The sequence below is a fragment of the Bacillus sp. PS217 genome (assembly GCF_037963535.1).
In the GTDB taxonomy this organism is placed as follows: Bacteria; Bacillota; Bacilli; order Bacillales; family Bacillaceae; genus Bacillus; species Bacillus subtilis.
Genome location: NZ_CP150157.1, coordinates 21,770 through 32,500, shown reverse-complemented (window position 1 = coordinate 32,500; position 10,731 = coordinate 21,770). Strand labels below are relative to the sequence as shown.

The 10,731-nt window shown below is 44.8% G+C and carries 10 protein-coding genes, 3 tRNA genes, 2 rRNA genes and 1 other RNA gene (1 of these 16 running past the window's edge); 4 read left to right on the top strand and 12 right to left on the bottom strand.

The genetic code is table 11. The features are described 5' to 3' along the window. From NSQ83_RS00170 to tadA, 11 genes are all read right to left on the bottom strand, one after another. Window positions 1-799: ribosomal RNA gene (locus NSQ83_RS00170) — 23S ribosomal RNA — on the bottom strand (it extends 2,129 nt beyond the left edge of the window). Window positions 800-879: 80 nt separating this feature from the next. After that, window positions 880-955 (bottom strand) — tRNA-Ala (locus NSQ83_RS00165). An 11-nt stretch (window positions 956-966) separates the two neighbouring features. Then, window positions 967-1,043, bottom strand: a tRNA-Ile gene (locus NSQ83_RS00160). 102 nt (window positions 1,044-1,145) lie between these two features. After that, window positions 1,146-2,695, bottom strand: a 16S ribosomal RNA gene (locus NSQ83_RS00155). The 16S and 23S rRNA genes sit together here with 2 tRNA genes alongside, the layout of an rRNA operon. 245 nt (window positions 2,696-2,940) lie before the next feature. After that, a complete protein-coding gene (gene bofA, locus NSQ83_RS00150) occupies window positions 2,941-3,204 on the bottom strand; it encodes a sigma-K factor-processing regulator BofA (protein WP_003225421.1) in 264 nt (87 codons plus the stop codon). A gap of 66 nt (window positions 3,205-3,270) precedes the next feature. Continuing rightward, window positions 3,271-3,495, bottom strand: coding sequence for a YaaL family protein (locus NSQ83_RS00145; RefSeq protein ID WP_003242387.1), 225 nt, complete (start codon window positions 3,493-3,495; stop codon window positions 3,271-3,273). Window positions 3,496-3,512: 17 nt separating this feature from the next. Beyond that, window positions 3,513-4,109 (bottom strand): recombination protein RecR, encoded by a 597-nt coding sequence (gene recR, locus NSQ83_RS00140; protein WP_003225425.1) that lies wholly within the window; start codon window positions 4,107-4,109, stop codon window positions 3,513-3,515. Window positions 4,110-4,123: 14 nt separating this feature from the next. Next, window positions 4,124-4,447 carry a YbaB/EbfC family nucleoid-associated protein gene (locus tag NSQ83_RS00135; RefSeq protein WP_003225427.1) on the bottom strand — a complete coding sequence of 108 codons (324 nt, stop codon included), beginning with the start codon at window positions 4,445-4,447 and terminating at the stop codon, window positions 4,124-4,126. A 23-nt stretch (window positions 4,448-4,470) separates the two neighbouring features. After that, a complete protein-coding gene (gene dnaX / locus NSQ83_RS00130; protein WP_003247135.1) occupies window positions 4,471-6,162 on the bottom strand; it encodes a DNA polymerase III subunit gamma/tau in 1,692 nt (563 codons plus the stop codon). A gap of 129 nt (window positions 6,163-6,291) precedes the next feature. After that, window positions 6,292-6,556, bottom strand: an RNA gene (gene ffs / locus NSQ83_RS00125) — signal recognition particle sRNA large type. Between the two features lie 82 nt (window positions 6,557-6,638). After that, window positions 6,639-7,124, bottom strand: coding sequence for a tRNA adenosine(34) deaminase TadA (gene tadA / locus NSQ83_RS00120; RefSeq protein ID WP_003226784.1), 486 nt, complete (start codon window positions 7,122-7,124; stop codon window positions 6,639-6,641). A gap of 85 nt (window positions 7,125-7,209) precedes the next feature. On the opposite strand from tadA, the gene NSQ83_RS00115 reads away from it, so the two are divergent. From NSQ83_RS00115 to dck, 4 genes are all read left to right on the top strand, one after another. Beyond that, on the top strand, window positions 7,210-7,755 hold the full coding sequence (locus tag NSQ83_RS00115; RefSeq protein WP_085187900.1) for an isochorismatase family cysteine hydrolase: 546 nt from the start codon (window positions 7,210-7,212) through the stop codon (window positions 7,753-7,755). Window positions 7,756-7,824: 69 nt separating this feature from the next. Beyond that, window positions 7,825-9,108 (top strand): glycoside hydrolase family 18 protein, encoded by a 1,284-nt coding sequence (locus tag NSQ83_RS00110; RefSeq protein WP_085187897.1) that lies wholly within the window; start codon window positions 7,825-7,827, stop codon window positions 9,106-9,108. Between the two features lie 98 nt (window positions 9,109-9,206). Further along, window positions 9,207-9,830 carry a deoxyguanosine kinase gene (dgk, locus tag NSQ83_RS00105; protein ID WP_003226790.1) on the top strand — a complete coding sequence of 208 codons (624 nt, stop codon included), beginning with the start codon at window positions 9,207-9,209 and terminating at the stop codon, window positions 9,828-9,830. Next, the gene (gene dck / locus NSQ83_RS00100; protein ID WP_003226792.1) at window positions 9,827-10,480 is read left to right on the top strand and encodes a deoxyadenosine/deoxycytidine kinase; all 654 of its coding nucleotides are present in this window, start codon (window positions 9,827-9,829) and stop codon (window positions 10,478-10,480) included. Before dgk ends, dck begins: the two co-directional genes overlap by 4 nt. 111 nt (window positions 10,481-10,591) lie before the next feature. Here the strand turns inward: dck and NSQ83_RS00095 are convergent. Next, window positions 10,592-10,684 (bottom strand) — tRNA-Ser (locus NSQ83_RS00095). Window positions 10,685-10,731: the final 47 nt, after the last annotated feature.

Here is a 10,731-nt window from a genome sequence, read left to right as displayed (position 1 = left end):
TTTTCAACGTGCGTGGGTTCGGGCCTCCATTCAGTGTTACCTGAACTTCACCCTGGACATGGGTAGATCACCTGGTTTCGGGTCTACGACCACGTACTCATGCGCCCTATTCAGACTCGCTTTCGCTGCGGCTCCGCATCTTCTGCTTAACCTTGCACGGGATCGTAACTCGCCGGTTCATTCTACAAAAGGCACGCCATCACCCGTTAACGGGCTCTGACTACTTGTAGGCACACGGTTTCAGGATCTCTTTCACTCCCCTTCCGGGGTGCTTTTCACCTTTCCCTCACGGTACTGGTTCACTATCGGTCACTAGGGAGTATTTAGCCTTGGGAGATGGTCCTCCCGGATTCCGACGGAATTTCACGTGTTCCGCCGTACTCAGGATCCACTCAGGAGAGAACGAAGTTTTGACTACAGGGCTGTTACCTCCTATGGCGGGCCTTTCCAGACCTCTTCATCTACCTCGTTCTTTTGTAACTCCGTATAGAGTGTCCTACAACCCCAAGAGGCAAGCCTCTTGGTTTGGGCTAATCCCGTTTCGCTCGCCGCTACTCAGGGAATCGCATTTGCTTTCTCTTCCTCCGGGTACTTAGATGTTTCAGTTCCCCGGGTCTGCCTTCTCATATCCTATGAATTCAGATATGGATACCACTCCATTACGAGTGGTGGGTTTCCCCATTCGGAAATCTCCGGATCAAAGCTTGCTTACAGCTCCCCGAAGCATATCGGTGTTCGTCCCGTCCTTCATCGGCTCCTAGTGCCAAGGCATCCACCGTGCGCCCTTTCTAACTTAACCGTTAAAAAGAATCACCATGTGATATCTTGTATTACTATTGAATGTGATGTCTACTGTTATCTAGTTTTCAAAGAACACGTTGGTGGAGCCTAGCGGGATCGAACCGCTGACCTCCTGCGTGCAAAGCAGGCGCTCTCCCAGCTGAGCTAAGGCCCCGTTATATAAGATGGTGGGCCTGAGTGGACTCGAACCACCGACCTCACGCTTATCAGGCGTGCGCTCTAACCAGCTGAGCTACAGGCCCATCTTAACTTATTCAAGGAACAAAGTTCCTTCAAAACTAAACAAGACAGGGAACGTTCTGTTTATAAGACCCAAGGTCTTATATTCCGTATAATATCCTTAGAAAGGAGGTGATCCAGCCGCACCTTCCGATACGGCTACCTTGTTACGACTTCACCCCAATCATCTGTCCCACCTTCGGCGGCTGGCTCCTAAAAGGTTACCTCACCGACTTCGGGTGTTACAAACTCTCGTGGTGTGACGGGCGGTGTGTACAAGGCCCGGGAACGTATTCACCGCGGCATGCTGATCCGCGATTACTAGCGATTCCAGCTTCACGCAGTCGAGTTGCAGACTGCGATCCGAACTGAGAACAGATTTGTGGGATTGGCTTAACCTCGCGGTTTCGCTGCCCTTTGTTCTGTCCATTGTAGCACGTGTGTAGCCCAGGTCATAAGGGGCATGATGATTTGACGTCATCCCCACCTTCCTCCGGTTTGTCACCGGCAGTCACCTTAGAGTGCCCAACTGAATGCTGGCAACTAAGATCAAGGGTTGCGCTCGTTGCGGGACTTAACCCAACATCTCACGACACGAGCTGACGACAACCATGCACCACCTGTCACTCTGCCCCCGAAGGGGACGTCCTATCTCTAGGATTGTCAGAGGATGTCAAGACCTGGTAAGGTTCTTCGCGTTGCTTCGAATTAAACCACATGCTCCACCGCTTGTGCGGGCCCCCGTCAATTCCTTTGAGTTTCAGTCTTGCGACCGTACTCCCCAGGCGGAGTGCTTAATGCGTTAGCTGCAGCACTAAGGGGCGGAAACCCCCTAACACTTAGCACTCATCGTTTACGGCGTGGACTACCAGGGTATCTAATCCTGTTCGCTCCCCACGCTTTCGCTCCTCAGCGTCAGTTACAGACCAGAGAGTCGCCTTCGCCACTGGTGTTCCTCCACATCTCTACGCATTTCACCGCTACACGTGGAATTCCACTCTCCTCTTCTGCACTCAAGTTCCCCAGTTTCCAATGACCCTCCCCGGTTGAGCCGGGGGCTTTCACATCAGACTTAAGAAACCGCCTGCGAGCCCTTTACGCCCAATAATTCCGGACAACGCTTGCCACCTACGTATTACCGCGGCTGCTGGCACGTAGTTAGCCGTGGCTTTCTGGTTAGGTACCGTCAAGGTACCGCCCTATTCGAACGGTACTTGTTCTTCCCTAACAACAGAGCTTTACGATCCGAAAACCTTCATCACTCACGCGGCGTTGCTCCGTCAGACTTTCGTCCATTGCGGAAGATTCCCTACTGCTGCCTCCCGTAGGAGTCTGGGCCGTGTCTCAGTCCCAGTGTGGCCGATCACCCTCTCAGGTCGGCTACGCATCGTTGCCTTGGTGAGCCGTTACCTCACCAACTAGCTAATGCGCCGCGGGTCCATCTGTAAGTGGTAGCCGAAGCCACCTTTTATGTTTGAACCATGCGGTTCAAACAACCATCCGGTATTAGCCCCGGTTTCCCGGAGTTATCCCAGTCTTACAGGCAGGTTACCCACGTGTTACTCACCCGTCCGCCGCTAACATCAGGGAGCAAGCTCCCATCTGTCCGCTCGACTTGCATGTATTAGGCACGCCGCCAGCGTTCGTCCTGAGCCAGGATCAAACTCTCCGATAAAGTAGTTTGACTGACTACGCACATCGCTGTGCGATTTTTAAAAACTGAATTAACAGGTACGTTTTGTCTTGTTTAGTTTTCAAAGAACTTTGTTTACCGCTCGTTTAAGCGACTTTATTATCATAACATTTACCGTCGTTACTGTCAACAACTTTTTAGCATTTTCTTTTCAAAAAAGCTGTTCGTCATCAGCGACGTATATTAGAATAACACCTTCAGTTGTCTAAGTCAATACATAATATCAATTAAATGATAAATTGCTTAATGACGACTAACGCAGCTATTCCGGGTATCCCTAAAATTCCGCTGATAGCTGTTGTAACCAGATTAATCGGCACATGAATGCCAAGACTGCCGCCAAACATATTTACACAAACCAGCAGCAAAGCACCTGCCACAAATTTAACAGCTGTGATGCCAATCCACTTTAAAGGCTTCGCAGCTGAACCTGATAAAAAAAGAAGAATAACCAGTCCTAAAATAATCCCAATAATAAAAATAGGCTCCATGAATCTTCTCATCTCCTTCGCTTGTTCTAGTACAAGCTTATGAGAAGATCCAGGAGTTTAGACCACTTACTTCCACCGGCTGATTTTTAAATTTCGCTGCTTCGCTTCCCTTAAGTAAAAAAAATACTTCGCTTCAGCTACTTTCAGTTCGTATAACACTTCAGCAGACGGTTCTAAGCTTTTTTCAACCAGCTTTTTTTGCCTGTTCCACTCTTCCTTTTGCTTAAAAAGCTGCTCGGTTAGTTTTTCATCAAACTCTCTTCTTAATGTTTTCTTGCGAAGAAAACCCATGGATCGCTTTTTCCTCCTTACAATTCACGTCTTCCTTCAAGTGCTTTAGAAAGAGTGACCTCGTCAGCATATTCCAAGTCACCGCCGACGGGCAGTCCGTGGGCAATACGGGAGAGCTTAATACCAGACGGCTTGAGGAGCCTTGATATATACATCGCCGTTGCTTCCCCTTCTATATTAGGGTTTGTCGCGAGGATCACTTCTGTCACTTGATCATCCTGTAATCGTTTTAACAATTCTGGTATTTTAATATCCTCCGGTCCGATGCCGTCCATTGGAGAAATAGCGCCGTGAAGAACGTGATACTGTCCGTTGTATTCCTTCATTTTCTCCATAGCGATAACATCCTTAGGGTCTTGCACAACACAGATAACAGACTTATCCCTGCGCGTATCTTCACATATATAGCAAGGGTCCTGATCTGTAATATGCCCGCAAACTGAACAATATGTCAGGTTGCGTTTCGCATTTACTAATGCTTTCGCAAAATCTAATACTACATCTTCTTTCATACCTAGAACAAAAAAAGCCAGACGAACCGCTGTTTTCGGTCCGATCCCTGGCAATTTCATAAAGCTGTCAATCAGCTTTGATATTGGTTCAGGATATTGCATGTTCTTTTATCCCCCTAGAATAAACCTGGCATGTTCATTCCCTTTGTAAATTGACCCATTGTTTCGTTTGTGATTTCGTCAACTTTTTTCAAAGCTTCATTCGTTGCAGCAAGCACTAAATCTTGAAGCATATCAATATCTTCAGGATCAACGACTTCTTCTTTGATGATAACATCCAGGATTTCTTTTTGGCCGTTTGCTTTTACTGTTACCATACCGCCGCCTGCAGTTCCTTCAACAACCTTTTCTGCAAGCTCTTCTTGAGCCTTCGCCATGTCCTTTTGCATTTTTTGCATTTGTTTCATCATTTTTTGCATATTACCCATTCCGCCACGCATAGCATTCACTCTCTTTCATTTTGTTAGTCTTTTATTTCAATTAAATCCGCTCCAACAAGCTTTTTCGCTTCGGCAATAAGCGGGTCTTCTTCAGCCGGTTCATTTGATCCTTCATTTTCCTGCTGATGATCTTCTAAAAATTCTTCTCTTATTTTACCCCATTGTGCTTCTGGAACGCCAATCAAATCCATTCTTTTTCCGAGCATCGATTCTAAAATCTGCTCAAGATTAGTCCGGACTCCGTTGTTATCCTCAGCGACCATTTTACAATGAATTTCATATTTGAATTTCAGAACAAATGCCGCCGATCCGGCAGCCACAGGTTCACTGTCATTCAGTAAAGCGGCATGTGATACTTTGTTTTGCTGTTTGAGATGAGCAAGAAGCTTGCCCCAACTGTTTCTGAGCAGATCAAGATCCGGTCTTGTGGCTTCCTTCAAAATCTCATGAATTCTGCCTACTGGCGCTTTGTAATTGGATTTCCCGCCCTTTGGCACACGCGGCGCTTCTTTTTTCGGGCTTTCCGCAGCTGCTTTTATGCCCGTTGTTTTGAGCCGCTCTACTTCCTGTTCGAGCTGCTGGATTTTTTTCATCAGCATATCCACTTCCGGGAGATCAGCAGCAGATTGATGTGAGGTTTGGCAAATCTTCACAACGGCCACTTCGAAAAAGATACGCGGATGATTTGTCCATTTCATTTCCTGATGGCTCTTGTTCAGAATATCAATCATTTCATATAGGGCCTGAGCCGGAATTTGTTCACTTAGTTCCCGGAACGTTTCATCGACTTTTACTTTCTCAAGCACTCCCTCTAAGCCAGGGGCTGTTTTGTACAGCAGCATGTCCCTGAAATAGAAAATCATATCTTCTATCAGCTTAGCTGGATCTTTTCCTTGCTGAAGCAATTCATTTAATGTTTCCAGTGCGTCAGAAACGTTTTTATCATGCAGGGATTTTGCAAGCTTCCCGATATATAATTGAGAAACAGCACCCGTAATTAAAAGCGCATCTTCGACTTTCAGGATATCGCCGCTGAATGATATGGCCTGATCAAGAAGGCTCAGGGCATCCCTCATCCCTCCGTCTGCAGCACTCGCGATGATTTCCAGCGATCCTTCCTCCACTTGCAGCTGTTCAGCATCAACAATTTTATTCATGCGGCCTACAATCGCTTGGGAGGTAATTCGTTTAAAGTCAAAACGCTGACATCTAGAGATAATGGTTAAAGGAATTTTGTGCGGTTCAGTTGTTGCTAATATGAAAATACAATGCTCAGGCGGCTCTTCTAATGTTTTTAGTAATGCATTAAAAGCGCCGATAGAAAGCATATGCACCTCATCTATGATATATACCTTATATGTTACGGCCGATGGGGCAAACTTCACTTTATCACGAATGTCACGAATCTCATCAACACCGTTATTAGAAGCGGCGTCAATTTCTATGACATCGGATATTGACCCGTTTGTTATCCCTTTACAGGCCGCACATTCGTTGCATGGCTCATCAACAGGAGCATGTTCACAGTTGACAGCCTTAGCAAATATTTTGGCTGCACTGGTTTTTCCGGTTCCTCTTGGCCCGGAAAACAGATAGGCGTGAGAAAACTTTTTTTGCAAAAGGGCATTTTGCAGCGTTTTTGTAATGTGTTCTTGTCCGACCACATCTTCAAAGCGCTGAGGCCTGAATACTCGATATAAAGCTTGGTAACTCACGGGTTTGCCCTCCTCCGTTATTCATCATTCCCATTATACATGAACCTTGTTTCGATTCCAAAAGCTCTTTTTACATAACAAAAAACTCACCTAATGTTAGGTGAGTCTGAAAATTTGATGATTGATTTACCGTGCACCTTCTGTCGATTCGCTACCCTAAGCGTTACTTAAGCAGTTAGCTCGGCCCAGGCAACCCTGCGGCACATGAGAGGTTTCACTTAATGCTGCTTCCTTCCGGACCTGACATGGTTCATGAATTCCCATTGCGCAGGACCCAAACGTCAACACCACTTACTTAAGGCAGGCCTTAAAGTAAACGAACCTCGAGAAGGGATTCGGCCCTGCTAGAGCGGATTGCAGGTACAGGGCACCGCTACCTCCCCGCTTAGCACGGCAAAATAAATATCAAATTTTATGTTGCATCTATTACGATGCACACTTAAGTATATCTGTTTCCCCTAAAAATTGCAACCGTACTATTCAGACAAGTTTTTCCTGGCGGCTTTCTTCTTTTTTCTTAGTTCTCTGAAAAACGCACTGAGCATTCCGCCGCATTCTTCCTCAAGTACACCGCTCACCACTTCAGCCTGATGATTAAAGCGTTCCTCCTGAAGAAGGTTCATTAGCGTGCCTGAACAGCCGCCTTTCGGATCAAATGCGCCAAAAACCACTTTTTCCACTCGAGAAAGTACGACTGCACCAGCACACATTGGACAAGGCTCAAGCGTCACATAAAGAGTCGCACCTTCCAGCCGCCATGTTCCCAGTGCCTTACACGCTTCATCAATCACAAGCATTTCTGCATGGGCAATAGATCGTTGCTCAGTCTCTCTTAAATTATGTGCACGCGCTATAATTTCATCATTAACGACAAGCACCGCACCTATTGGCACTTCACCTTTCTCTTCAGCCTTTTTCGCTTCTTTAATTGCTTCTTTCATATAAAGTTCATCTTGTGTCATAAGGATAAGCTCTCTTTTCAAAGTTTTTTCATTGCCTAAAAAGGCTACATATTAACTATAACTGAAACGGAAAGGAGACTGTCGATTGTCCAAAGCAGATACAGCCCTTCTCATTGTAGACATGATCAATAATTTTGAATTCGATATGGGAGAAACCCTCGCTAAAAAAACAGAGAAAATCGTTCCTCATATTTTATCATTAAAGGAGCACGCGAGACAAAATGAATGGCCGATTATTTACATCAATGATCATTATGGACTTTGGCAAGCTGACATTAAAAACATTCAGCAAGAATGCACAAATGAAAGAAGCAAGGATATCATCACAAAGATAGCCCCGGAAGATGCTGATTATTTTTTAATCAAACCAAAACATTCCGCTTTCTACGAAACTGCACTTCACACCCTTCTTACTGAGTTGCAGGTGAGACATATTATCTTAACAGGTATAGCCGGCAATATATGTGTGCTGTTTACCGCTAATGACGCTTATATGAGGGAATACAGCATCACGATTCCTAAGGACTGTATCGCGTCAAACAGTGACGAAGATAACAAATTCGCCTTAACTATGATGGAGAATGTTCTTTTCGCAGAAATTACGACGGAAGAACAAATTACAGAAAAATAAACATGATCAGCGCTTTTCTTTCATACATTGATAGCGATATGAAAGGAGGCGTTTTTCATTCAAATTTATGTGGTAAAACAAGGCGACACTCTTTCTGCTATCGCTTCACAATATAGAACAACCGCAAATGACATCACTGAAACGAATGAAATACCGAATCCCGACAGCCTTGTTGTCGGACAAACCATTGTCATTCCAATAGCTGGCCAGTTCTATGATGTGAAGCGAGGTGATACCCTGACATCTATCGCCCGGCAGTTCAATACAACGGCAGCCGAGCTCGCAAGGGTTAACCGCATCCAGTTAAATACCGTGCTTCAGATTGGTTTCCGTATATACATCCCACCAGCTCCTAAACGAGACATCGAATCAAATGCTTATTTGGAGCCCCGAGGAAATCAAGTCAGCGAAAATCTCCAGCAGGCGGCCAGAGAAGCGTCGCCCTACTTAACGTACCTTGGCGCATTCAGCTTCCAGGCACAGCGGAACGGAACCTTAGTCGCACCGCCTTTAACAAATTTAAGGAGCATTACAGAAAGTCAAAATACAACATTGATGATGATTATAACGAACCTAGAAAACCAGGCATTTAGTGATGAACTTGGCCGGATCCTTTTGAACGACGAAACTGTAAAAAGAAGGCTTCTAAATGAAATAGTGGAGAATGCCAAGAGATATGGCTTCCGTGACATTCATTTCGACTTTGAATATTTGCGGCCCCAGGATAGAGAGGCCTATAATCAATTTCTCCGCGAAGCAAGGGATCTTTTTCATCGAGAGGGCTTAGAAATTTCTACGGCTCTTGCTCCTAAAACAAGTGCAACACAGCAGGGCAGATGGTATGAAGCTCATGATTACAGGGCGCATGGCCAAATTGTCGACTTTGTTGTTCTCATGACATATGAATGGGGCTATAGCGGCGGGCCGCCTCAAGCGGTTTCTCCAATTGGACCTGTCCGTGATGTCATAGAATATGCTTTGACTGAAATGCCTGCGAACAAAATTGTCATGGGCCAGAATTTATATGGATATGACTGGACGCTGCCATATACAGCAGGGGGAACTCCAGCAAGAGCAGTAAGCCCTCAGCAAGCCATTGTCATAGCTGATCAGAACAATGCTTCCATTCAGTATGACCAAACCGCTCAAGCTCCTTTCTTCCGCTATACTGATGCAGAAAACAGAAGGCACGAGGTATGGTTCGAGGATGCCCGCTCGATCCAAGCAAAATTCAATCTGATTAAAGAGCTGAATTTAAGAGGCATTAGCTATTGGAAGCTGGGTCTTTCCTTTCCACAAAACTGGCTGCTGCTGTCTGATCAATTTAATGTTGTCAAAAAGACGTTTCGATAATTTGGAAACGTCTTTTTTTCATGGGGGCACCCAAGGGTTGTGATACAATATGAAGGTCGGTAACTGACGCACGTTTTTCAGATATAAGGAGGATTCCGATGAATACAGCCCCTTTTATTGCAATAGAAGGTCCTATCGGGGCAGGAAAAACAACTCTCGCAACGATGCTCTCACAAGAGTTCGGATTCCCTATGATCAATGAGATTGTAGAGGATAACCCGTACCTTGATAAGTTTTATGACAATATAGAGGAATGGAGCTTCCAGCTCGAGATGTTTTTTCTTTGTCACAGATACAAACAGCTTGAAGACACCAGTGATCACTTTTTAAAAAAGGGACAGCCTGTAATAGCTGATTATCATATTTATAAAAATGTGATTTTTGCGGAACGCACCTTGTCTCCACATCAGCTGGAAAAATACAAAAAGATATATCACCTGCTAACGGATGATCTGCCAAAGCCGAATTTCATCATTTACATAAAGGCCAGTCTGCCTACATTGCTACACCGCATTGAAAAACGCGGGCGCCCCTTTGAGAAAAAAATTGAAACTAGCTATTTGGAGCAGCTGATTTCAGATTATGAAGTCGCCATCAAGCAGCTGCAGGAAGCAGACCCTGAACTTACAGTGTTAACCGTAGATGGTGATTCAAAGGATTTCGTTTTGAATAAGAGCGACTTTGAACGCATTGCCGCCCATGTAAAGGAGCTTATCGTATGAAGGAACATCATATCCCTAAGAATTCAATTATTACAGTAGCAGGAACAGTAGGTGTCGGAAAATCGACTTTAACAAAAACTTTAGCTAAACGGCTTGGATTTAAAACATCTTTGGAGGAAGTCGATCATAATCCATATTTGGAAAAGTTCTATCATGATTTTGAACGTTGGAGCTTTCACCTTCAAATTTACTTCTTAGCTGAACGCTTCAAAGAACAGAAAACAATTTTTGAAGCCGGCGGAGGTTTTGTACAGGATCGTTCGATTTATGAAGATACAGGAATTTTCGCAAAAATGCATGCTGATAAAGGGACAATGTCAAAGGTTGATTATAAGACTTACACAAGCCTTTTCGAAGCAATGGTAATGACACCGTATTTCCCACACCCAGATGTGCTGATCTATTTAGAAGGAGATCTGGAGAACATTTTAAACCGGATTGAACAACGCGGCCGTGAGATGGAGCTTCAGACAAGCAGGTCTTATTGGGAAGAAATGCATACACGCTACGAGAACTGGATAAGCGGTTTTAATGCCTGCCCTGTTTTAAAACTTCGCATTGAAGATTATGATCTTCTTAACGACGAAAACTCGATTGAAAATATTGTAGATCAAATTGCTTCAGTTATTCATGATAATCAAAAAAAGTGAATCTCAGTCGAGATTCACTTTTTCTTTAAAATAAAAAATCCGCCGCACCGAATGCAACGGACAAAACAATCTCCAATATATGCTTGTGTTTCATTAGAATTAAAATCAATATGGCGGAGGAAGAGGGATTCGAACCCCCGCGGGCTTTGACACCCCTGTCGGTTTTCAAGACCGATCCCTTCAGCCGGACTTGGGTATTCCTCCGTATCGACAAGACTTACTATATCACGTATGTTCTCGTGTGGTCAAGC